Origin of the sequence: Pseudomonas fragi, assembly GCF_002269505.1 — a bacterium.
Lineage (GTDB): Bacteria > Pseudomonadota > Gammaproteobacteria > Pseudomonadales > Pseudomonadaceae > Aquipseudomonas > Aquipseudomonas fragi_D.
In genome coordinates this window covers 30,644-52,252 of the sequence record NZ_NQKQ01000018.1, presented here as the reverse complement: position 1 = coordinate 52,252, position 21,609 = coordinate 30,644, and the positions used below count along the sequence as shown (strand labels likewise).

Here is a 21,609-nt window from a genome sequence, read left to right as displayed (position 1 = left end):
AGCATGGCCAGTGACAGCAGGGCTTCACGCCTGGCGCCGGTGGTGGACATGGCCGAAAAGACCGAGAAGGCGGCCGCCCAGCGTCTGGGGCACTTCCAGGGACAGGTCAACCTGGCCAACAGCAAACTCGGTGATCTGGAAAATTTTCGCGGTGAATACCAGGCGCAATGGATCGATCGTGGCAGTCAGGGCGTGACGGGGCAATGGCTGCGCAACTATCAGTATTTCCTTGGGCAACTGGAAACTGCAGTGGGCCAGCAGCGGCAAAGTCTTGTCTGGCACCAGAACAACCTCGACAAGGCCCGCGAGACCTGGCAGCAGGCCTATGCCCGGGTCGAAGGCCTGCGCAAGCTGGTGCAGCGCTACGCCGACGAAGCTCGTCAACTGGAAGACAAACGCGAACAAAAGCTGATGGACGAACTGTCCCAGCGTTTGCCGCGTAAAGACGTTTACTAGTCCGCCAATCCAGCCCGCTCCCACACAAGGGTCTATAGTTGCACTGACTATCTCGGGAGCAATTCACATGGCAGTGACATCTGAAGTCTCGGCAGATGGCAGTAAGCTGACGATCGCCATCAAGGGCCGTTTCGACTTTGCCAAGCACCAGGAGTTTCGTGACGCTTACGAAGAACTCAGCCCCGCACCCGCCTGCGTAGTGGTGGATTTGAAGGATGCAACCTATCTCGACAGTTCAGCCCTGGGCATGTTGCTGTTGTTGCGTGAGCATGCCGGAGGCGATGATTCTGATATTCGGGTGGTCAACAGCAGCCCGGATGTGCGCAAAATTCTGGGGGTTTCCAACTTCGACAAGTTGTTCGATATCAATTGAGCGGCTCGATACAGCGCCTGCGCAGGCTGCAGCAGACGATAGTGCAGCAGCGCGACCAGATTGCGCGGCACAACGACTACCTGCTCAACGAGCAGCGGGTGGCCAAGGCCGTATTTGACCGGGTGGCACACTCGGGCTGCCTCAATGCCCCCAATATCCGCTATCTGCAATCGCCCTATGCCTTGTTCAATGGCGATTTACTGTTGGCCGCCTATACGCCATCAGGGGATACCCACCTGCTGCTCGCCGACTTTACCGGTCACGGCTTGCCTGCTGCGATTGGTGCCATGCCCCTGGCGGAGGTGTTCTACAGCATGACGGCCAAGGGCTATGGGCTGGCGGAAATACTCAGAGAAATGAACGCCAAGCTTAAACGTATCCTCCCCGTCGATATGTTCTGTTGCGCCGTGTTGCTGTGTGTGAGTGCCCAGCGGCGCTGCGTCGAAGTCTGGAATGGCGGCATGCCTGATGGCTATCTGCAAGCGGCACTCAGCGGTGAGCGCACGGCACTGACCTCGCAGCACTTGCCATTGGGTGTTTTACGCGCCGAAGTGTTTGATCATGCCACCCAGGTAATGCCGATGCTGCCCGGCGATCAGTTGTTTTTATTGACCGACGGCGTGATCGATACCTGTGGCCCCGATCAGCAGCTGTTCGGGGTTGAGCGTCTGGAGCGGGTACTGGATGCCAACCGGCATCCGCTGCAACTGATTGCCGAGGTCGAACAGGCGTTGCGCGATTTTCAGGGGCAAGCCCGGGATGATGTGAGCATGGTGCAAATCACTTCACAGCTGCCGGCGTTTCTGGGGGTGCCGGCTATTGTCTACTCAGACAGCGGCCAATGCAGCCCGCGGGACTGGTCGGCCAGCTTCGAGTTTCGCGCGTCGACCCTGCGCCAGTTCAATCCGCTGCCCTTCTTGCTGCAACTGTTGATGGAGGTCCACGGGTTGCGTGCCCAGGGGCCGGTGATCCATGCGGTGCTGGCCGAGCTTTACAGTAATGCCCTGGAACACGGGGTTTTGGGTCTCGATTCGCGGCTCAAGCGCGATACAGGGGGCTTCGCCCATTACTATCAGCAACGCAAGGAGCGTTTGGCGACGCTCAAGTACGGCTTTGTACGGGTGTCCTTGCAAGTCGAACCGATCGGGGAGAGCGGCCGTCTGCTGATTCAGGTGGAAGACAGTGGTGCGGGTTTTGATGTTGCCAGGGTGATGGCCAGGCCACTGGATTTAGACCGTCTGTCGGGACGCGGGGTGAGCCTGGTACGTCAACTCTGCCCTGCAGCGCGTTGGGCGCCTGATGGCCGTAGCGCGACCGTGGAGTTTTCGTGGGGGGGTCTGGCATAATCCGCCCATTCTTGATCAAGGAGTGAACAAGTGTCTGACATTCATATGGATCCGAAAGTGGTCAATGCATTGCGAGACGTGATGGAGGGAGGGTTTGCCGACCTGCTGGACACCTTCCTCTCCGATTCCGAAGAGCGTCTTGGGCAATTGCACAGCACCCGCGAAGTCGGCGACCTGACCCTGGTTGCTCATAGTTTCAAAGGCAGCAGCAGCAACATGGGCGCCATTCGTTTGGCGCATTTGTGCGGCCTGCTTGAAGAGCGTGCGCAAAAGAAGCAACTGGCCGAGATCCAGGACCTGGTGATCAAAATCGACGATGAATACCAGATGGTCCGGCGCCTGTATCGCGCCGAGCGCCAGCGTTCGGTGCCGCCGCATTTTGTATCCCGCTGATTTTACAAAAAACTGGCCCGAACCTTGCTCTGACTCTCTGACCTGTACCTATGCCAGCCGTACAGCGGAGATCCGTTAATGCCCGTTGCCGCCCAAACCCTGCTTCAGACACCCGCCGCCACTGCCCCTAAAGCAGCGGCGGGCAGCCCTGCGCAGCCTGCCAAGGCTGATGCGCAGGCTTTTGCAAAGGTCTATGCCAAGGCGTCTGACCCGGCGCCAGCTGTTGCCGATAGCGGCAACCCCTTGCCTGTCGGCAAGGCCAAGGATGCAGTCAGCACCGATCAGGATGACAGTGCTGACAAGCCGGACGATAACGCGGCAACGGCCGATCCGCTGGCAGTGCAGCCGGTGGCGCCGGCTCCGGTGCCGGTTGTCGAAGCACCACCCTCCGCGCAGCCGACCACCCCTGAAGTGTCAGCAGTGCAATTGGCGGTTGCGGCGCCACCGTCACCGGTGGCTGACGATACCTTCGACCCCGAAGCCGACCCCTTGGACGCGATGCCCGCCGTGCGCCTGGCGATGGAGCAGGGCGGGCATGTTTCGGCCGGCAGCCAGGCTCCGGTCAAAACCCCGACGAACGAAGCCGCGCCTGCTGCCGCTCAGGGGCAGGCCAGCGCGATTGCCACGCTGGTCGATGGGGAAGGTGAAGACTCGACCACGGGTGATGGTGGTGATAAAGCCTTTAAGGGTTTGGTCGATGAGGGGCTCAAGGATCTGAAAAGTGCCTCCAGCGACACCCGTGTTGATGACTTCGCCAACCGTCTGGCTGCGCTGACCCAGGCGGCGGTACCGAAAACCACCAATGCGCTGCCGGTCAATCAGCCGTTGGCCATGCATCAGAGCGGCTGGTCTGAGGAAGTCGTCAACCGCGTAATGTACCTGTCCAGCGCCAACCTTAAATCAGCCGATATCCAGCTGGAGCCTGCAGAGTTGGGGCGTCTGGATATTCGGGTCAATATTGCGGCTGACCAGTCGGCGCAGGTCAACTTTGTAAGTGGCCATGCCGGCGTGCGCGAGGCGCTGGACAGCCAGATGCACCGCTTGCGCGAAATGCTCGCCCAGCAAGGCATGGGGCAGGTGGACGTCAACGTGTCGGATCAGTCGCGCAACTGGCAAGGCCAGCAGGGCCAGGAACAACAGGCCCGCAGCGGCAGTAGTGGCCAGCGCCTGGAGAGCGTGATTGATGACGAGCCGGTTGAAGTGACAGCAGTTGCGCCAAGCGTGGTGCTGGGCTCCAGTGCGGTGGATTACTACGCCTGATAAAAAACCTGTGGGAGCGGGCTTGCTCGCGATGCAGGCAGTGAGGTTTGCCAGAAGCACCGCGGTGATGCTATCGCAGGCAAGCCAGCGCCCACAAAATCGCCAGCGCTCATGATCCATCAGCGCCACTTCTGGCATAACACTTGCTCTGCCTAGTCCAGCACCTGTGAAAACCGAAAAGTGACGGATTATTGGCATGGCGACGAGCGACGCAGTAAAAGACCCCGCCGTTAAAGGCAAACTCAAGCTGATTATCCTGATCGTCGTGGCGGTGCTGCTGGCGATTGGCCTGTCCGTGGGCGCCACCTGGTATTTCATGCACAGCCCCAAGAGCGAAGCTGTGCCGCAGGCCGACCTCAACATTAAACTGCCGGCCATCTATGAACCCATGGCCCCGGCCTTTGTGGTCAATTTCAACGCCAATGGTCGCCAGCGCTATATGCAAGTCAGCGTGACCCTGCAAGCTCGCGACCCGGCCGATCTCAAGGCGCTGATGGTGCATATGCCGGTGATTCGTAACAACCTGGTGATGTTGTTCTCCGGGCAGACCTTTGACGACCTCGCCACACCGGTTGGCCAGGAAATTTTGCGCCAGAAAACCACTGCCAGCGTGCAGGAAGTAGCGCAGAAAGAACTCGGCAAAGTGGTTATCGACCAGGCGCTGTTTACTAACTTTGTATTGCAGTAGGACCACGACATGGCCGTGCAAGACCTGCTGTCCCAGGATGAGATTGACGCGCTGTTGCATGGTGTCGATGACGGTCTGGTACAGGCCGAAACCGCTGCCGAGCCCGGCAGTGTCAAAAGCTACGACCTGACCAGTCAGGACCGTATTGTCCGGGGCCGCATGCCGACCCTGGAAATGATCAACGAACGTTTCGCCCGCTACACCCGCATCAGCATGTTCAACTTGCTGCGCCGCTCGGCGGACGTGGCGGTGGGCGGGGTGCAGGTGATGAAATTCGGCGAATACGTGCATTCGCTGTATGTGCCCACCAGCCTCAACCTGGTCAAGATCAAACCGTTGCGCGGCACGGCACTGTTTATCCTCGACGCCAAGCTGGTGTTCAAGCTGGTGGACAACTTCTTTGGCGGCGACGGCCGTCACGCCAAAATCGAAGGCCGTGAATTCACCCCCACCGAACTGCGCGTGGTGCGCATGGTGCTGGAGCAAGCCTTCATTGATTTGAAGGAAGCCTGGCAGGCGATCATGGAAGTCAATTTCGAGTACATCAACTCCGAAGTTAACCCGGCCATGGCCAATATCGTCGGGCCCAGCGAAGCCATTGTGGTGTCGACCTTCCATATCGAACTCGACGGCGGTGGCGGCGACCTGCATGTGACCATGCCGTACTCCATGATCGAACCGGTGCGCGAAATGCTCGACGCCGGTTTCCAGTCCGACCTCGACGACCAGGACGAGCGCTGGAGCAAGGCCCTGCGTGAAGACGTGCTGGACGTCAGCGTGCCGCTGAGCGCCACCGTGGCCCGCCGCCAGCTGCGCCTGCGCGATATTTTGCATATGCAGCCCGGCGACGTGATCCCCATCGAGCTGGAAGATGAACTGGTGATGCGCGCCAATGGCGTGCCGTCGTTCAAGGTCAAACTGGGTTCGCACAAAGGCAATCTGGCCTTGCAAGTGGTTGAGCCCATCGGTCGGCGCTAGGCGCCTGGCCACAAGAATTTGCTGTGCTAATGATTGAATGCCCGCCGAGGATACCCCCATGGCTAACGAACACGATACAACCGCTGCAGACCAGGCGCTGGCTGATGAATGGGCAGCCGCGCTGGAAGAAACCGGCGATGTTGGCCAGGCCGATATCGACGCGCTGTTGGCGGCCGATGCGGCAACCAAACCGTCCTCCAGCCGTCTGCCGATGGAAGAGTTCGGCAGCGTGCCGCGCAACAACCAGCCGGTGACCCTGGACGGGCCCAATCTGGATGTGATTCTGGATATTCCGGTGTCAATTTCCATGGAAGTGGGCAGTACCGACATCAACATCCGCAACCTGCTGCAACTCAATCAGGGCTCGGTAATCGAGCTCGATCGTCTGGCCGGTGAGCCGCTGGATGTGCTGGTCAACGGCACCCTGATTGCTCACGGCGAAGTGGTGGTGGTCAACGAGAAGTTCGGCATTCGCCTGACCGACGTGATCAGCCCAAGTGAACGCATCAAGAAGCTGCGCTGAATGAAACGGCTTCTTGGCGGTTTACTGGCCTTGCCCTTGAGTGTACTGGCCGCCGAGCCTGTGGCCTCGGCTGCTACGGCCCCGGTGGTGGGCAGCAGCCTTGGCGGGCAGTTGACCCAATTGGTGCTGGGCCTGCTGCTGGTGCTGGGCTTGATTTTTGCCCTGGCCTGGCTGCTGCGCCGCGTGCAACAGGCGGGGCCGCGCCAGGGGCAGGTGATCGAGCTTGTCAGCTCCCGGGCCCTGGGTGCACGGGACAGGCTGGTGCTGGTGCAGGTGGGCAATGAACAGATCCTGCTCGGCCTTACGCCAGGCCGTATCACCCCCTTGCATGTGCTCAAGGAACCGGTGCAAGTACCGGGCGCGGCGCAACCGGCCACCCCCGAATTCGCCAAGCGCCTGATGGAAATACTCGGTCAGCAAAAGGACAAGCCGTAATGCGTTTAGTTGTCGCGCTGTTGTTGGCGCTGGTCGCGCCATTGGCGTTCGGAGCTGACCCGCTGTCGATTCCGGCCATTACCCTGGGTACCGGGGCCAACGGCCATCAGGAATACTCGGTCAGCCTGCAAATTCTGCTGATCATGACTGCGCTGAGCTTTATCCCGGCGTTTGTCATGCTGATGACCAGTTTTACGCGGATCATCATTGTGTTTTCGATCCTGCGTCAGGCCCTGGGCTTGCAGCAGACGCCGTCCAACCAGATCCTTACAGGCATGGCGCTGTTTTTGACCATGTTTATCATGGCGCCGGTGTTCGATCGGGTGAATAACGACGCCTTGCAACCCTACCTGGCGGAAAAGCTCTCGGCCCAGGACGCAATCCTCAAGGCTGAAGTGCCGATCAAGGACTTTATGCTGGCGCAGACCCGCAGCAGCGACCTCGAGCTGTTTATGCGGTTGTCCAAGCGCACGGATATTGCAACGCCGGATGCGGCGCCCCTGACCATTCTGGTGCCAGCGTTCGTGACATCGGAGCTTAAAACTGCCTTTCAGATCGGCTTCATGATTTTCATCCCGTTCCTGATTATCGACCTCGTAGTGGCCAGTGTGCTGATGGCCATGGGCATGATGATGCTCTCGCCACTGATCATCTCGTTACCGTTCAAAATCATGTTGTTTGTACTGGTGGATGGCTGGGCGCTGATTATCGGTACCCTGGCCAGCAGTTTCGGCGGAGTTTGACCCCATGACCCCAGAAGTCGCGGTAGACCTGTTTCGCAGTGCGTTGTGGCTGACCACCCTGATGGTCGCCGTGCTGGTGATCCCTAGTTTGCTGGTGGGGTTGCTGGTGGCGATGTTCCAGGCTGCGACCCAGATCAACGAACAGACCCTGAGCTTCCTCCCGCGCTTGCTGGTGATGCTGGTCACGCTCATCGTGGCCGGGCCGTGGCTGGTGCAGACCTTTATGGAATACATCCTGCAGTTGTACGGCAGTATTCCGCAGTTGATCGGCTAAATGTCGCTGCTCGCCCTGACAGACGCGCAGATCAGTACCTGGGTCGCCAGCTTTATGCTGCCGCTGTTCCGGGTGGGCGCGCTGCTAACCACCATGCCGATCATCGGCACCACCCTGGTGCCCAAACGCATCAAGTTGTTTTTGTCCCTGGCGATCACCCTGGCGATCATGCCCAGCCTGCCGCCGTTGCCCGCCGTCAACCCGCTGGATCTCAGTGGCCTGCTGCTGATTGCCGAGCAAATCGTCATCGGTGCGTTACTGGGGTTTGCATTGCAGTTGTTTTTCCAGGCGTTCGTGGTCGCCGGGCAAATTGTCGCGATCCAGATGGGTATGGGCTTTGCGTCCATGGTCGACCCGGCCAACGGGGTCAACGTGGCAGTCATCGGGCAGTTTTTCACCATGCTGGTGACCTTGCTGTTTTTGTCCATGAATGGCCATCTGGTTGTGTTTGAAGTGTTGACCGAGAGCTTCACCACCTTGCCGGTGGGCGGTGGCTTGTTGCCCAACCACTACTGGGAAATCGCCAACAAGCTCGGCTGGGTGCTGGGTGCGGCGTTGCTCCTGGTACTGCCGGCGATCACTGCGCTGCTGGTGGTCAACATTGCCTTTGGTGTAATGACCCGGGCCGCGCCGCAACTGAACATCTTTGCCATCGGCTTTCCGCTGACCCTGGTGCTGGGCATGGTGATCCTGTGGATCAGCATGGCGGACATTCTCAACCAGTATCAACCGCTGGCCTCCGAGGCCCTGCAGTTTTTACGTGATCTTGCGCAGGCCAGATAGCCATGGCCGAAAGCGAGAGTGGCGCCGATAAAACAGAAGACCCCACGGAGAAACGAAAAAAGGACTCCAGGGAAAAGGGTGAGATCGCACGCTCCAAAGAGCTCAACACCCTGGCCATCATGCTGGCTGGCTCAGCGGGCTTGCTGATTTTTGGCGGCGCGCTGGCGCAGGATCTGATGGAGCTGATGCGTTACAACTTCAGCTTGAGCCGTGAGGTGCTGCTTAACCCGGATTCGATGGGCGCGTTCCTGCTGCACTCGGGCAAGATCGCGCTGCTGGCCGTGCAGCCCGTGTTGATCACTTTGTTGATTGCCGCTCTGGTCGGCCCGATATCCCTGGGCGGCTGGCTTTTTGCTGCTGGCAGCCTGGCACCTAAATTCAGCCGCATGAACCCGGCCGCCGGGATCAAGCGCATGTTCTCGGCCAAAGCGCTGGTGGAACTGCTCAAGGCGCTTGCCAAATTCTTTATCATCCTGATCGTGGCCTTGCTGGTGTTGAAGTCCGATATCGATGACCTGTTGCGCATCGCCCATGAGCCACTGGAGCTGGCGGTGATCCATAGCCTGCAAGTGGTGGGCTGGAGTGCCTTGTGGATGGCCTGCGGGCTGATCCTGATCGCTGCGGTCGATGTGCCGGTACAGCTGTGGGAAAGCCATCAGAAGCTGCTGATGACCAAGCAGGAAGTGCGCGACGAGCACAAGGATCAGGAAGGACGTCCGGAGGTCAAGCAGCGGATTCGTCAGGTACAACGCGAAATGTCCCAGCGCCGCATGATGGCGGCGATCCCGGATGCTGACGTCATCATCACCAACCCGACGCACTACGCCGTGGCCCTCAAGTACGACCCCGAGAAGGGCGGGGCACCCATGCTGCTGGCCAAGGGCAGCGACTTTCTGGCGTTGAAAATCCGTGAGATCGGCGCCAAGCACAACATTCTGCTGCTGGAATCGCCGGCGCTGGCGCGGTCGATCTATTACTCCACTGAGCTGGAGCAGGAAATCCCTGCGGGGCTATACCTTGCCGTAGCCCAGGTGCTGGCCTACGTGTATCAGATCCGCCAGTACCAGGCCGGTAAGGGCAAGCGCCCGGATCCGCTCAAGGACTTGCCGATCCCGGCGGATTTGCGACGTGATGAGTGAAGTGCCAGCAGTTTTGTTGCAGTGCTGACTCTTTGATTCGAGTGATTTCTTGTCAATTTCTTCAAACAAAGAGTGTCTGGTAGTGCACTGTTATATGCTGATCTTGTATTAGGGTAGATCCTACAAAATACTTGGAATCGCCTTACTTCTTGCTTTTAAGTTAACTGTTAACTTCCCCGCATCTTATTTCTCTGGATTGAAATAAACAAGAGCTTTTCAAGCTTGCAGTTCTTGTTTGTTTTGGAGGGGTAAGTGTGTAATCGTCTTTGGCTTTAAACGGCTTAATATACAATTAAAACAATTGCTTTGATGCATTTGTAGGGAGGCTATTTGATGAATGTTGCAATTAAATCGGCTTTGGCAGCTATGGTGCTGTTGGCTTCTTCGGCATCGGTTGTTAATGCTGCAGGTGCGGGGACGGGTTCAGTTACGTTTAGTGGCGAGATTATTGAGGCGGCGTGCTCCATTACCCCTGAAAGTGTGGATCGGCCTGTGCCGCTGGGCTCAGTTTCGAAGTCCCAGCTGAGTGGCGGCGGGGTCGGGACTAAACACTATTTCGACATTGAGTTGATCGGCTGTTCGTTGACCGGCCTTACTGACAAAACGGTAACGGCCACCTTTACCGGTACCGGGACGACTGAGGTGCCTGGTGCGTTGGCCCTGAACGGCGTTGCTGGTGCGGGCATCCTTTTGACCGAGTTCGATGGCACTGCGATTACTTTGGGTAATGCAACCACCCCGAAAGCGATTACGCCGGGAAGCAATACTCTGACGTTTGGTGCTCAGTTGAAAGGCCAGTCATCAACAACCGGTACTGTTGGTACGGGTACATTTACCGCTGTTACACACTTCGCCCTCGCGTATCAGTAAGCAATTACCCTGTTGCCACCTGTGTGGCAACAGGGTGTATGCCTGTGGAGTTGCCGGTGAGTATTATTTTGAATTCTATAGTTGCTTGCACGTTTAGCGTGTTTGTAGCTTTATTTTCTGGTGTTTCGGCTGTGCAAGCAAGTCCGGGGAACGGGCGTGTAACCCTTGAAGGGCAAGTTGTTGATTCTGCATGCGCACTTGATGCGAGCAATGCGTATCAACTTATTGAATTCGGTCCTTTGCCCATGGGGCAACTTATTCGTCAGGGCCAGTCTTTGCCAAAGTTATTCACGTTGCGTTTGATCAAGTGTTCATTGGCCAGGCCTGACTCTTTCCGTCCAAGTAGTTACTTGCCTGACTGGCTGCATGTAAGGGTGACTTTTGACGGTCTGGCAGACGCCGGCGGGCGCTGGTTTGCCGTTGGCGGAACCGCAAAAGGTCTTGCCCTGCGCATTGCTGATGCGCATGGGCAGGAAAGCCAGCCCGGAGTCGCCATGGCACTGATACCTCTGACTGGAGCGGACCAGGAGCTGCACTACAGCCTTCAACTGGTTGGCAATGGTCGTCCCATGGCCGTTGGATCTCACCGAACGGCGGTGCGTTTTCGGCTGGAGTATTTCTGAATGTACGGGCTGTTTACAAGGCGGGATTATTCAATCGCTCAAACGATACTGCGCACCGGCATGCTGGGCGGGTTGATGGCACTTGGCGCTGAGGCATGGGCTGGGGATGATATTCAGTTCAATAGCGATGTTCTTGACCTCAACGATCGTACCAATGTCGACCTTTCACAATTTTCGCGCAGCGGCTTTATTTTGCCTGGCGTTTATCCGATGCAGGTACAGATCAATACGCACTTGTTGTCTGAGCAACGTATTGCTTTTTATCCTCCGGACGATGATCCGAAAGGCAGCCAGGCCTGCCTGACTCCCGAGCTGGTTGCGCAGTTGGGACTCAAGCGTGCCAGGCAAGCTGAGCTCGGCTGGTGGAAGGGTGGCGAGTGCCTGGATACCAACAGCCTGGCGGGGATGGACGTCAGCGGGGATCTGGGCACTTCTACCCTGCATGTTTCCGTGCCACAGGCCTATCTGGAGTACAGCGCCCAGAACTGGGATCCGCCCTCGCGGTGGGACAACGGCGTGCCTGGCGTTCTGATGGATTACAACCTGACGGCCAAGTCCACCAGCCAGAAGGGTACGGCCCGTCGAACCGACTTGAGCGGCAACGGTACGTTCGGCGCCAACGCCGGCCCCTGGAGGTTCCGCGCAGACTGGCAAGGTCGTATAGAAGACGAGCGTTACAGCCGTGCGCAACGGCTGGAGTGGAGCCGTTTTTATGCCTATCGCGCGCTGCCTGCCATTCAGGCTCGTCTGACCCTGGGTGAGAACTACCTCTATTCAAATGTGTTTGACAGCTTCCGTTTTACCGGCCTTGCACTGAGCTCGGATGAAAACCAGTTGCCGCCCAATTTGCGCGGCTACGCACCGGAAGTCGTCGGCGTTGCTAAAACCAATGCCAAGGTCATTATCAGCCAGAAAGGCCGTGTGCTCTATGAGGCGCTGGTGGCGGCGGGCCCTTTCCGTATTCAGGATCTCAATGATGCCGTAACCGGCACCCTGGATGTACGCGTCGAAGAGCAGGATGGCAGCGTCACCACCTTTCAGGTTGAGTCGGCCAATATTCCCTACCTGACGCGCCCCGGCACAGTGCGCTACAAGCTAGCCACCGGTCGACCGTCTTCTCTTCAGCATGGAGGGCAGGGCGACATCTTTGGTACGGCCGAGTTCTCCTGGGGGGTAAGCAACGGCTGGTCCCTGTATGGCGGTGGTCTCAGTGACAATAATTACACGGCGCTTTCTATCGGGGCGGGGCGCGACCTGCTTGCCTTTGGTGCCATGTCATTCGATGTTACCCGGGCCAGCGGCACAGTGCAGAACAAGTCTTTGTCGGGCGATTCCTTTCGGCTGAGCTATTCGAAAAACTTCGACCAGTACGACAGTCAGGTCACGTTTGCGGGCTACCGGTTTTCCCGGAAAAACTACCTGAGCATGAGTGAGTACCTGAGTGCGCGCCATGACGGTGGCCCGGTGGGGGGGAGCAAGTCGCTTTACACGGGGACATTCAGCAAGCATTTTCGGGATCTGGGGCTTACCACTTATCTGAGTTACAGCAACCAGTCCTATTGGGATCGCCCGACCAGTGAGCGCTGGAACTTGTCCCTGGCACGTTATTTCAGTGTCGGTTCGGTCAAGAACATGAGTCTTTCCATGAACCTGTTCCGCAACCAGGAGAAAAATCAACACAGTGGCATCTCCAGCGACAATACCGGCATGTACCTGTCGGTCAGCCTGCCTCTGGGGCGTTCCGGGACACTGAACAGCAGCGTCAACAGTTCGCAAGGCCAGAACAGTTACTCCACGACTTACAGCGACCGGCTTGATCAGCGTAACAGCTATCAACTGGGTGCAAGCGACACCTCGGTCAGCGGTTACCTCAACCATGCCGGTGACCAGGCTGACATTACTGTCAGCGCTGCCCTGCAAGAGAACAGCTACAACAGTCTCAGCCTGTCTGCGCGCGGTGGCGGTACGTTGACGCCCTATGGGGGGGCAGGGCATCGAACTGCCGGTACGGGTGGCACCCGGTTAATGATCGACACCCGTGGAGTGCCTGATGTACCGATCCGGGGCTACGGCAGCCCGACGCGCAGCAATGTTTTCGGCAAGGCAGTGGTCGCAGATGTCGCCAGCTTTATGCGCACAGGGGCCAGTGTCGATCTGGAAAGCCTGCCAACCCATGTGGAAGCGACGCAGTCCATGACTCAATTGACGCTGACAGAGGGTGCCATCGGTTATCGCACGCTGGACGTGATTGCCGGGCTTAAGGCCATGGCGGTGTTGAACCTGCCTGACGGCAGTTTCCCCCCCTTCGGTGCCACCGTGAAAAACCAAAAGCAGCAGGGCACCGGCATCGTCAATGATGCTGGCAACGTCTACCTGAGCGGCATTCAGCCCGGCGGGCAGATGGTTGTCAGTTGGGGGGGGCGCGAGCGCTGCGCCTTTGTGTTGCCTGAAAACTTACCGATCGACGGTTTGTCCTCCACCCTCAATCTGTCCTGCCAGATGGTATCAGCGGACAAGAATATGCCTGCGTCAGACTCGCTGACCGGGATTATTGATACAGAGAAACAGTCATGAAGATTAACAAACTCAGTTCTGCGAGCTCGTCGCTTGCCATCCTGATGCTGGTTCTGGCCGGCAACGTCAACGCCGCCATAGGTCTGGATCGAACCCGGGTCGTGTTTGATGGCAGCAAGGATGTCGCCAGCATGACCATCACCAACAACAATACCCAGTTACCCTATCTGGCCCAGGGCTGGATCGAGGATGAACAGGGCAACAAGATCACCTCGCCGCTGATCGTTCTGCCGCCGGTTCAACGGCTGGAACCCGGCAAAAAAAGCCAGGTAAAGATTCAGTCGCTACCTGCGATCAAATCGCTGCCCCAGGACCGCGAGACTGTCTATTACTTCAACCTGCGGGAAATCCCGCCTCGCAGCGACAAGGCCAACAGCCTGCAAATTGCCCTGCAGACTCGCATCAAGCTGTTTTACCGCCCGGCTGCGATAGTTCCAGGTCAGCAGGAGCACTCTGACCCCTGGCAAAAAAAACTGACGCTTACCCGTGAGGGGGATGGCTATCAGGTCAATAACCCGACCCCGTACTACATCACGCTGATAGATGCCCGTAGCGGCAAAGATGCCAAAACCGCCTCCGGTTTCGAACCCTTGATGGTGCCGCCAAAAGGCACGCTCAAGCTGGGTGTGAGTGCAGCAGAACTGGGCGCCAAACCCTGGCTGACCTATGTGAATGATTACGGCGGTCGCCCGACGCTGGCGTTCAATTGCAGCGGCAACATGTGCAGGGTGGATGCCGATGCGTCCCCGACCAATGACTAGTCCAAGGCGCAGGAGAGTCGCGATGAAACCTTACTCCGTGACGGCTCTGAGCTGCCTGTTGCTGGCGCTTTATGCCGCGCAGGGCCATGCCGAAACCCAAGGCATGAGCGGAGTTCTGGATATCTTGGGCTCACTGGTGGATACCCCTTGTGCCCTGGACATGAGCTCGGCAGATCAGGCCATAGACCTTGGAAATGTGTCGCGCAGTCAATTGCTGCGCCCCGGTGATGAGGCATCGCCGGTGGCTTTTCAGCTGCGCTTCATCGATTGCCAGCGCGCCTCCGGCAGCATCCTCAATGAACACACCGGCAATCTGGTGTGGAGCGCGTATCAACCCGTGGTCTCCGTGACTTTTCTGGCTCCGGCCGATGAGGATGATCCGCGACTGGTCAAGGTGTCCGGCGTCAGCGGCCTGGGCTTGCGCCTGACCGATGCCCTGGGTCGGGATGTGCGTCTGGGGGCTCGTGGTGAGCCTTTGTTTCTGGCTCATGGCAACGACACTCTGAACTGGCAAGTGCAGCCCACGCGCACTGCTGCAGCGCTGAGCAACGGTGCCTTTCGGGCCACGGTCGATTTCAGGCTTATGTATGAGTGAGGGAAAACGATGACCATACCATTCGCGTCGCGGGCCGTACTCACGTGTGGCTGTCTGCTGCTGATCCTCTGCGAACGTGTTCAGGCAGATGTCGCCGTCACTATCCGCGGGACGATCCTGCCGCCTCCACCTTGCATCATCAATGCCGGCAACACCCTTGTTGTCCCGTTCGGTAATGATCTGATGACCACCCGGATTGACGGGGTCACTTATCGGCGCGCCGTGCCCTATACGGTCACTTGCGACCCGCAGCCCTCGAACGACATGAAGATCACCTTGCAGGGCACCGGGGCGGGGTTTGACAGTACGGTGCTGAGAACCAGCAAGAGTGATCTTGGGGTCAAGCTGCTGCTGGGTGGTGTTCTCTGGCCCCTCAACAGCGCGGTGAACTTCACATACCCCAATTTGCCGGTCATGGAAGCGGTACCGGTGAAAAACCCAGGCAGCAGCACACTGACCGGCGGGGCGTTCACCGCTGCCGCTACGTTAGTGGTTGCGCTGCAGTAAGAAGGATCCGGATATGAAACGCTGGCAACAGACAGCCTTGTTTGCACTGTGCACATTCGGCTCTGGCAGCAACGCAATGGCAAACCTTGCGTTCAATGGCACGCTGGTGGAGCCGCCACCGTGCACGATCAACAGTGGCAGCAATATCGATATCGACTTTGACAATGTGGGTATCAGTACCATTGATGGCGTGAACAATCGCAAAGCCGTGAATTACACCATCAATTGCACGGCAGGGACTTTGCCGTGGGCGATGAGGTTGACGGTGCAGGGCACAGCAACGACGTTTGACTCGGCCGCAGTGCAGTCCAGTGTTGCGGGTCTGGGGATCAGGCTTTTGCGAAATGACGTGCCCTTCGTGCTGAATACGCCGGTGCTGATCAATCCTTCGAGCCCTCCGCTGCTGCAAGCGGTGCTTGTCAAAGACACTGGGAGCTCGCTCGCCCTGGTCGGGTTTACCGCTTCGGCAACGCTGCTGGCCTATTACCAGTGAGGAGTCTGTCCATGGGACTTGAGATAAAAGCCAGTTGCTGGAAGCCAGTGGTTGTGACGCTGTTGATGGGTGCATCGCTGCTGTCCGCCAGCGCGCCGGCAGCACCCAACATGAGTTTCAGGGGCGCATTGGTGGCGCAGGCGTGCACGCTCCGGCCCGGCGATGATGATATTCCGCTGCAACTATGGGATACATCGAGCCAATATCTTTACTTGAACACCCGCACTATTGGCAAGCCCTTTGAAATTCATCTTGAGGGGTGTGACATCAGTATTGGCAGCGATGTGACTATTACTTTAAGCGGCAATGCAAGTGCCGTGCTACCAGGTCTGCTGGCGCTGGGCGGTGGCAGTACTGCCGCTGGGGTGGCGATCGGGATAGAAACCCCGGCGGGCAATTTGTTGCCGCTCAACGTGACAAGCGACAGGCAAGCATTAACCAGCGGCGCCAATGTCATTGCACTCCAGGCCTTTATCAAAGGTGAGCCTCTGGCCATTGCCAACCAGGCAATAATCGCGGGTGCCTTTACTGCCACATCGACCTTTACTTTGGATTACCCATAATTCCTCGCAAGGAATGGCGGTATTGAAAAATGAGAATCATATGAAATATTTGATAGCTATGCTTTTTTTGCTATGTGGTGCGCAAGTTGCAATGGCGGGGCAATGCCGAGTTGATTCTGGTCCTTTGATTGATGTGTATGATAATTCTGTCCACATTTATGCCGATGTGCGGGCGATCCCTGGTAGCGGAAAAATTGTGTTGGGTGGATATCAGATGGAGTGTAGATACACACCCAGCGGCCCAACGGGGGATAACTCTAGAGATTATTGGAAAACCAATTTGAATCCGTTGGTGCCGGGTCCTAAGTTCAGTGGTTACAGTATGGGGTTAAGTATCCAGAATGCGGACTATTTGCCTGCAGTTAGCGGTATTCATGTGGCGACGATGGAAAACAGTGGGAGCGGCGGCAGCGGTGGGTGGGTTGATCTGAATACCTATATGTTTCTTCGTACTGTTGGGGTGCCAGTCCATTTGATTAATATCCGCGCAGGAGATCTGATCGGAACCATGAATTTTAGGCAGACGAACAATACCAGCAATCCTCCAGCCGATGTGGAGGTTTATATACTGGCCAAGAATGATTTCAACTTTCATATTTCCACTTGTACAATAAATGGCGATATGCCAATTGTCGTTGACTTTAATGAGGTTGATCCCGTGGCGATTGGAGAGAGCTCGGTTGGTTCGCCTATCCAGGTAACCAGAAATCTGACGTATTCCTGTCCTGATCCCGGTATTACGTCTGCGATAACCATTACATTGAATGGCTCGCCTGCGTCGTTCGACTCTAATATTTTGAGGACGAGTAATCCCGATATTGGTGTGGGTTTGCTGCGTGCAGGGGTGGAGGTGGCCCCCGGAACGTCTTTTAGATCGGCTCTAAATAACAGTGTTGGATCGGACAGTGTAGTGTTCTCACTCGTCCGCAAGCTAGGCAGCTTTCCCGCAGCAGGGCTTTTTGCGGCCAGTGCAACGCTGATTATGGGGCTTCCGTAACGGGCGTCAATTTGAAGAGTGTGGGTACAACCCCTCGGGCCATATGAAGAGGTGTGTGAAGTATATATATCTGGAATGCTGTTGTTGCTGTTGTTGCTGTTGTTGCTGTTGTTGCTGTTGTTGCTGTTGTTGCTGTTGTTGCTGTTTGTGCATGTTTCTATTGTCGTCGATGAATAGAGTGTAAATAACGGTTCCTGGGCCGGTATAGTAAGTTATTCGCCGGGCTGCACTGTTAATGATAATGCGCCGATCGATGTTGTTTTTGGTGTGCCTGGCCCTGATTCGATCACGGCAAATGTATATCAATCGACTGCCACGAAGTTTGTTTTGGTGAGATTTTCGTGCGCAGCTGCTTCAGCTGCCCAAGAGGGGCACAGCAAAGGTTGTAAATGTTTTGCGAAGCGGCCTTGGTGAGCCAGATAAAATGAGCCATCAGGTCTACGTCCGATTGCGAAGCGGTCGCAATGACTGAGTGCATGAGTTATCTGGCAGGCGCAGAAATCTGACTTTACGTTTGCTTCGCTGTGCTCACCCGCGGTAGAGATTATCGACCGCGGCAAGCCCTCCAGCCTGGCCGATTGCCAAAGTTGGAAGGTTTCTTGCAGAGGCAGGCTCTACGGCGCACATGGCGTCAAAAGTTTGCTAAAGGTTTGTCGCAATGTCATTGGATCGCTCTCAGTTAATCAACACCGCTCGCAGCGGTCTGGCCGGCCTGGGTCAGGGCCAGTTGGGTGTGCCGCTGTTGTTGTTGGTGATGCTGGCAATGATGATGTTGCCCATCCCCGCGTTCCTGCTGGATGTGTTTTTTACCTTCAACATTGCCTTGTCGATTGTGGTGCTGCTGGTGTGCGTCTACGCCCTGCGGCCACTGGATTTCGCCGTATTCCCCACCATTCTGCTGGTCGCGACCCTGATGCGGCTGGCGCTCAACGTGGCCTCCACGCGGGTGGTGATGCTCCATGGCCAGGAGGGCCACGCCGCCGCGGGCAAGGTGATCCAGGCCTTCGGCGAGGTGGTGATCGGCGGCAACTATGTCGTGGGTATCGTGGTGTTTGCGATCCTGATGATCATCAACTTCGTGGTGGTGACCAAGGGCGCGGGGCGTATCTCCGAAGTCAGCGCGCGCTTTACCCTTGACGCCATGCCCGGCAAACAAATGGCGATCGACGCCGACCTCAACGCCGGGCTGATCGACCAGAACCAGGCCAAGATGCGCCGCCAGGAAGTCGCCCAGGAAGCCGAGTTCTATGGCTCGATGGACGGTGCCAGCAAATTCGTACGCGGTGACGCCATCGCCGGCCTGCTGATTCTGTTTATCAACCTCATCGGCGGCATGGCTGTAGGTATCTTCCAGCACGGCATGACGTTCAGTGAGGCAGGCAAGGTGTACGCCTTGTTGACCATCGGTGACGGTTTGGTGGCGCAATTGCCGTCCCTGTTGCTGTCCACGGCCGCCGCGATCATGGTGACCCGTGCTTCGGGCTCCGAAGACATGGGCAAGCAGATCAACCGCCAGATGTTTACCTCGCCCAAGGCGCTGGCTGTCTCGGCAGGCATCATGGCGATCATGGGCATCGTGCCCGGCATGCCGCATTTCTCCTTCCTGAGCCTGGCTGCAGTCGCCGGTGGTGCGGCGTACCTGATGTGGAAAAAACAGAACGTGGTCAAGGTCCAGGCCCTGCAAGAGGTCAAGCGCCAGCAGGAGCTGCTGCCTTCGCCAGCCCGCGCCCAGGAAACCAAGGAGTTGGGCTGGGATGACGTCACCCCGATCGACATGATCGGCCTGGAAGTGGGCTACCGCCTGATTCCGCTGGTGGACCGCAACCAGGGTGGCCAGCTATTGGCGCGGATCAAGGGTGTGCGTAAAAAGCTGTCCCAGGACCTCGGCTTTCTGATGCCTACCGTGCATATCCGCGACAACCTCGACCTGGCCCCCAGTGCTTATCGCCTGACCCTGATGGGAGTGATTCTGGCCGAGGCCGAGATCTACCCGGACCGCGAAATGGCGATTAACCCGGGCCAGGTTTTTGGCACGCTTAACGGGATTACCACCAAAGACCCGGCCTTTGGTCTGGAAGCGGTGTGGATTGAAGTCAGCCAGCGCAGCCAGGCGCAGTCGCTGGGCTATACCGTAGTGGATGCCAGCACTGTGGTGGCGACGCACCTCAATCAGATTTTGTACAAGCATTCCCACGAGCTGATTGGCCATGAAGAAGTCCAGCAGTTGATGCAGTTGCTGGCCAAGTCTTCACCCAAGCTGGCCGAAGAGCTGGTGCCAGGCGTTTTGAGCCTGTCGCAATTGCTTAAAGTATTGCAGGCCTTGTTGGCCGAACAGGTGCCGGTGCGGGATATCCGCAGTATTGCCGAGGCCGTCGCCAACAATGCCCATAAGAGTCAAGATACTGCCGCTTTGGTTGCCGCCGTACGTGTGGGCCTGTCCCGTGCCATCGTGCAAAGCATTGTAGGCGTTGAGTCCGAGCTGCCTGTGATCACCCTGGAACCCAGGTTGGAACAAATATTGCTCAATAGTTTGCAGAAGGCAGGAGTTGGCCAGGAAGAGGGCGTTTTGCTGGAGCCAAGCATGGCAGAGAAGCTCCAGCGCTCGTTGATCGACGCTGCTCAGCGTCAGGAGATGCAAGGCAACCCGGTAATCTTGTTGGTGGCAGGCCCGGTACGCGCGATGCTTTCGCGTTTTGGCCGTCTGGCGGTGCCCAACCTGCATGTACTGGCTTACCAGGAAATCCCTGACAACAAGCAGGTCACGATCGTTGCGACAGTAGGCCCTAACGGCTGAGGGTTTGTTTTATGCAAGTGAAGCGATTTTTCGCCGCCGATATGCGTCAGGCCATGAAGCTGATTCGTGATGAGCTGGGGGCTGACGCCGCCATTATTGGCAACCGCCGGATTGCCGGGGGCGTTGAGTTGACCGCGGCCCTGGACTACAAACTGTCCGCGCTGGCACCCCGGGTACCGAACATTGAGCTCGAAGAAGAGCTGCGCAAGACCCAGTCGCGGATTGTCTCGGCCCAGGCCGAGTTGAGCCTGCGCGGTGAAGGCGAGGCCGCAGCAGGGGATAACCGGCAGTTGTTTGCCGGTTTGCCGCTGACCGCTGCAGAACCGTTGATTGAACCGACCCTTGAAGAGCCGCCGCGCCCGGCACCTACGCCCGCCGCACCGACGATCGATCAGCGCGCATTCGACAATATGCGTCATGAACTCAACGGTTTGCGCGAATTGCTGGAAGTGCAGCTGGGCTCGCTGGCCTGGAGCCAGTTGCAGGACGCCAAGCCGGCCCAGGCCAATCTGTGGCGACGCCTGCAGCGGATCGGTCTGTCCGGGCCGTTGTCGCGGGATTTGCTGGCGCAAGTGGCTGGCATTGAAGAGCCGCGCCAGGCGTGGCGGATGCTGCTGGCGCATCTGGCGCGGATGATTGCCACGCCAGAGCTGGAGCCGCTGGAAGAGGGCGGTGTGATCGCCATGGTCGGACCTGCCGGGATGGGTAAAACCACCACGCTGGCCAAGCTGGCGGCGCGTTACGTGCTCAAGTACGGCGCGCAGAATATCGCGCTGGTGAGCATGGACAGTTTTCGCATTGGCGCCCAGGAGCAGCTCAAGACCCTGGGGCGCATTTTGAATGTACCGGTGACCCATGTGGCCCCCGGCCAGTCGCTGGGCCAGACCCTCGAACCGCTGGTGCGCAAGCGCGTGGTGCTGGTCGATACTGCGGGCCTGCAAGCCAGTGATCCGGCGTTGCGCCTGCAGCTTGAAAGCCTGGCAGGGCGCGGGATCAAGGCCAGGAATTACCTGGTATTGGCCACCACCAGCCAGAAGCAGGTGCTGACGGCCGCGTACCTCAGTTACAAGCGCTGCGGGCTGGCCGGTTGCATTCTGACCAAGCTGGATGAAACGGCGAGCCTGGGCGAAGTGTTGAGCCTGGCGATCAGCAACGAGTTGCCGGTGGCTTACCTCACCGACGGCCCACGGATTCCGGACGACCTTCACCTGCCGCGGCGTCACCAGTTGGTGAGTCGCGCAGTGAGTGTGCAAATGCAGGAAGAACCCAGCGAAGAGGCCATGGCCGATATGTTCGCTGATATCTACCACAGCCCACCCAAACGGGTTGGCTGAGGTAGTCAAGATTACGTTGCAATGTACCTACATCGGCTGGTCTGAAGGTGTTGTTCCACTGGGGAACGAGCAGCCAACGCATGTAGCCGCGTCTAAGTAAGACAAGG

At 57.8% G+C, this 21,609-nt stretch carries 24 protein-coding genes; all 24 read left to right on the top strand.

Translation table 11 applies throughout. The annotated features are described in order from the left end of the window. Positions 1–3: 3 nt before the first annotated feature. The 24 genes from fliJ (at position 4) to flhF (ending at position 21,502) form a co-directional block, all read left to right on the top strand. Positions 4–456: a flagellar export protein FliJ gene (fliJ, locus tag CJU81_RS16145; protein ID WP_095037443.1), complete on the top strand. Its 453-nt coding sequence runs from the start codon at positions 4–6 to the stop codon at positions 454–456. Positions 457–523: 67 nt separating this feature from the next. Continuing rightward, on the top strand, positions 524–829 hold the full coding sequence (locus CJU81_RS16140) for an STAS domain-containing protein (protein ID WP_095037442.1): 306 nt from the start codon (positions 524–526) through the stop codon (positions 827–829). A gap of 8 nt (positions 830–837) precedes the next feature. Then, positions 838–2,175: an ATP-binding SpoIIE family protein phosphatase gene (locus CJU81_RS16135; RefSeq protein ID WP_095037469.1), complete on the top strand. Its 1,338-nt coding sequence runs from the start codon at positions 838–840 to the stop codon at positions 2,173–2,175. Positions 2,176–2,205: 30 nt separating this feature from the next. Continuing rightward, entirely contained in the window at positions 2,206–2,568 is a 363-nt protein-coding gene (locus CJU81_RS16130; RefSeq protein ID WP_095037441.1) for an Hpt domain-containing protein, read from the top strand. A gap of 78 nt (positions 2,569–2,646) precedes the next feature. After that, positions 2,647–3,828, top strand: a complete 1,182-nt coding sequence (locus CJU81_RS16125) for a flagellar hook-length control protein FliK (RefSeq protein ID WP_095037440.1) — start codon at positions 2,647–2,649, stop codon at positions 3,826–3,828. 196 nt (positions 3,829–4,024) lie between these two features. Further along, positions 4,025–4,516, top strand: a complete 492-nt coding sequence (gene fliL, locus CJU81_RS16120) for a flagellar basal body-associated protein FliL (protein ID WP_095037439.1) — start codon at positions 4,025–4,027, stop codon at positions 4,514–4,516. A gap of 9 nt (positions 4,517–4,525) precedes the next feature. Next, positions 4,526–5,494 (top strand): flagellar motor switch protein FliM, encoded by a 969-nt coding sequence (fliM, locus tag CJU81_RS16115; protein ID WP_019828822.1) that lies wholly within the window; start codon positions 4,526–4,528, stop codon positions 5,492–5,494. Positions 5,495–5,552: 58 nt separating this feature from the next. Continuing rightward, complete coding sequence (gene fliN / locus CJU81_RS16110; protein WP_095002606.1) at positions 5,553–6,017, top strand: flagellar motor switch protein FliN; 465 nt, start codon at positions 5,553–5,555, stop codon at positions 6,015–6,017. Further along, positions 6,018–6,452 carry a flagellar biosynthetic protein FliO gene (gene fliO / locus CJU81_RS16105; RefSeq protein WP_095037438.1) on the top strand — a complete coding sequence of 145 codons (435 nt, stop codon included), beginning with the start codon at positions 6,018–6,020 and terminating at the stop codon, positions 6,450–6,452. Next, positions 6,452–7,195 (top strand): flagellar type III secretion system pore protein FliP, encoded by a 744-nt coding sequence (gene fliP, locus CJU81_RS16100; RefSeq protein ID WP_095037437.1) that lies wholly within the window; start codon positions 6,452–6,454, stop codon positions 7,193–7,195. The genes fliO and fliP overlap by 1 nt, the downstream gene beginning before the upstream one ends. A gap of 4 nt (positions 7,196–7,199) precedes the next feature. Continuing rightward, positions 7,200–7,469, top strand: coding sequence for a flagellar biosynthesis protein FliQ (gene fliQ / locus CJU81_RS16095; RefSeq protein ID WP_095002603.1), 270 nt, complete (start codon positions 7,200–7,202; stop codon positions 7,467–7,469). Then, on the top strand, positions 7,470–8,252 hold the full coding sequence (fliR, locus tag CJU81_RS16090; protein ID WP_095037436.1) for a flagellar biosynthetic protein FliR: 783 nt from the start codon (positions 7,470–7,472) through the stop codon (positions 8,250–8,252). Positions 8,253–8,254: 2 nt separating this feature from the next. After that, positions 8,255–9,391: a flagellar biosynthesis protein FlhB gene (gene flhB / locus CJU81_RS16085; protein WP_095037435.1), complete on the top strand. Its 1,137-nt coding sequence runs from the start codon at positions 8,255–8,257 to the stop codon at positions 9,389–9,391. Positions 9,392–9,724: 333 nt separating this feature from the next. Beyond that, a complete protein-coding gene (locus tag CJU81_RS16080) occupies positions 9,725–10,261 on the top strand; it encodes a fimbrial protein (RefSeq protein WP_095037434.1) in 537 nt (178 codons plus the stop codon). Positions 10,262–10,317: 56 nt separating this feature from the next. Then, positions 10,318–10,884: a fimbrial protein gene (locus CJU81_RS16075; RefSeq protein ID WP_254924887.1), complete on the top strand. Its 567-nt coding sequence runs from the start codon at positions 10,318–10,320 to the stop codon at positions 10,882–10,884. Further along, positions 10,885–13,458, top strand: a complete 2,574-nt coding sequence (locus CJU81_RS16070; protein WP_095037433.1) for an outer membrane usher protein — start codon at positions 10,885–10,887, stop codon at positions 13,456–13,458. It abuts the gene before it with no gap. Between the two features lie 44 nt (positions 13,459–13,502). Beyond that, the gene (locus CJU81_RS16065) at positions 13,503–14,219 is read left to right on the top strand and encodes a fimbria/pilus periplasmic chaperone (protein WP_254924889.1); all 717 of its coding nucleotides are present in this window, start codon (positions 13,503–13,505) and stop codon (positions 14,217–14,219) included. Positions 14,220–14,241: 22 nt separating this feature from the next. Beyond that, complete coding sequence (locus CJU81_RS16060) at positions 14,242–14,814, top strand: fimbrial protein (protein WP_095037431.1); 573 nt, start codon at positions 14,242–14,244, stop codon at positions 14,812–14,814. Between the two features lie 9 nt (positions 14,815–14,823). After that, on the top strand, positions 14,824–15,321 hold the full coding sequence (locus CJU81_RS16055; RefSeq protein ID WP_095037430.1) for a fimbrial protein: 498 nt from the start codon (positions 14,824–14,826) through the stop codon (positions 15,319–15,321). A 13-nt stretch (positions 15,322–15,334) separates the two neighbouring features. Continuing rightward, complete coding sequence (locus CJU81_RS16050) at positions 15,335–15,814, top strand: fimbrial protein (protein WP_095037429.1); 480 nt, start codon at positions 15,335–15,337, stop codon at positions 15,812–15,814. Positions 15,815–15,825: 11 nt separating this feature from the next. After that, positions 15,826–16,377 carry a fimbrial protein gene (locus CJU81_RS16045; RefSeq protein WP_095037428.1) on the top strand — a complete coding sequence of 184 codons (552 nt, stop codon included), beginning with the start codon at positions 15,826–15,828 and terminating at the stop codon, positions 16,375–16,377. A 40-nt stretch (positions 16,378–16,417) separates the two neighbouring features. Further along, positions 16,418–17,374 (top strand): fimbrial protein, encoded by a 957-nt coding sequence (locus CJU81_RS16040; RefSeq protein WP_176464857.1) that lies wholly within the window; start codon positions 16,418–16,420, stop codon positions 17,372–17,374. 664 nt (positions 17,375–18,038) lie between these two features. After that, complete coding sequence (flhA, locus tag CJU81_RS16030; protein ID WP_095037467.1) at positions 18,039–20,168, top strand: flagellar biosynthesis protein FlhA; 2,130 nt, start codon at positions 18,039–18,041, stop codon at positions 20,166–20,168. Positions 20,169–20,179: 11 nt separating this feature from the next. Then, positions 20,180–21,502 carry a flagellar biosynthesis protein FlhF gene (gene flhF / locus CJU81_RS16025; RefSeq protein WP_095037425.1) on the top strand — a complete coding sequence of 441 codons (1,323 nt, stop codon included), beginning with the start codon at positions 20,180–20,182 and terminating at the stop codon, positions 21,500–21,502. The last annotated feature ends 107 nt before the right edge of the window (positions 21,503–21,609 follow it).

What these genes read in the sequence shown, in the direction of transcription:
- fliJ (WP_095037443.1), top strand. Translation starts at nt 4, where the DNA reads ATGGCCAGTGACAGCAGGGCTTCACGCCTGGCGCCGGTGGTGGACATG.
- CJU81_RS16140 (WP_095037442.1), top strand. Translation starts at nt 524, where the DNA reads ATGGCAGTGACATCTGAAGTCTCGGCAGATGGCAGTAAGCTGACGATC.
- CJU81_RS16125 (WP_095037440.1), top strand. Translation starts at nt 2,647, where the DNA reads ATGCCCGTTGCCGCCCAAACCCTGCTTCAGACACCCGCCGCCACTGCC.
- fliL (WP_095037439.1), top strand. Translation starts at nt 4,025, where the DNA reads ATGGCGACGAGCGACGCAGTAAAAGACCCCGCCGTTAAAGGCAAACTC.
- fliM (WP_019828822.1), top strand. Translation starts at nt 4,526, where the DNA reads ATGGCCGTGCAAGACCTGCTGTCCCAGGATGAGATTGACGCGCTGTTG.
- fliN (WP_095002606.1), top strand. Translation starts at nt 5,553, where the DNA reads ATGGCTAACGAACACGATACAACCGCTGCAGACCAGGCGCTGGCTGAT.
- fliO (WP_095037438.1), top strand. Translation starts at nt 6,018, where the DNA reads ATGAAACGGCTTCTTGGCGGTTTACTGGCCTTGCCCTTGAGTGTACTG.
- fliP (WP_095037437.1), top strand. Translation starts at nt 6,452, where the DNA reads ATGCGTTTAGTTGTCGCGCTGTTGTTGGCGCTGGTCGCGCCATTGGCG.
- fliQ (WP_095002603.1), top strand. Translation starts at nt 7,200, where the DNA reads ATGACCCCAGAAGTCGCGGTAGACCTGTTTCGCAGTGCGTTGTGGCTG.
- fliR (WP_095037436.1), top strand. Translation starts at nt 7,470, where the DNA reads ATGTCGCTGCTCGCCCTGACAGACGCGCAGATCAGTACCTGGGTCGCC.
- flhB (WP_095037435.1), top strand. Translation starts at nt 8,255, where the DNA reads ATGGCCGAAAGCGAGAGTGGCGCCGATAAAACAGAAGACCCCACGGAG.
- CJU81_RS16080 (WP_095037434.1), top strand. Translation starts at nt 9,725, where the DNA reads ATGAATGTTGCAATTAAATCGGCTTTGGCAGCTATGGTGCTGTTGGCT.
- CJU81_RS16070 (WP_095037433.1), top strand. Translation starts at nt 10,885, where the DNA reads ATGTACGGGCTGTTTACAAGGCGGGATTATTCAATCGCTCAAACGATA.
- CJU81_RS16065 (WP_254924889.1), top strand. Translation starts at nt 13,503, where the DNA reads ATGCTGGTTCTGGCCGGCAACGTCAACGCCGCCATAGGTCTGGATCGA.
- CJU81_RS16060 (WP_095037431.1), top strand. Translation starts at nt 14,242, where the DNA reads ATGAAACCTTACTCCGTGACGGCTCTGAGCTGCCTGTTGCTGGCGCTT.
- CJU81_RS16055 (WP_095037430.1), top strand. Translation starts at nt 14,824, where the DNA reads ATGACCATACCATTCGCGTCGCGGGCCGTACTCACGTGTGGCTGTCTG.
- CJU81_RS16050 (WP_095037429.1), top strand. Translation starts at nt 15,335, where the DNA reads ATGAAACGCTGGCAACAGACAGCCTTGTTTGCACTGTGCACATTCGGC.
- CJU81_RS16045 (WP_095037428.1), top strand. Translation starts at nt 15,826, where the DNA reads ATGGGACTTGAGATAAAAGCCAGTTGCTGGAAGCCAGTGGTTGTGACG.
- CJU81_RS16040 (WP_176464857.1), top strand. Translation starts at nt 16,418, where the DNA reads ATGAAATATTTGATAGCTATGCTTTTTTTGCTATGTGGTGCGCAAGTT.
- flhF (WP_095037425.1), top strand. Translation starts at nt 20,180, where the DNA reads ATGCAAGTGAAGCGATTTTTCGCCGCCGATATGCGTCAGGCCATGAAG.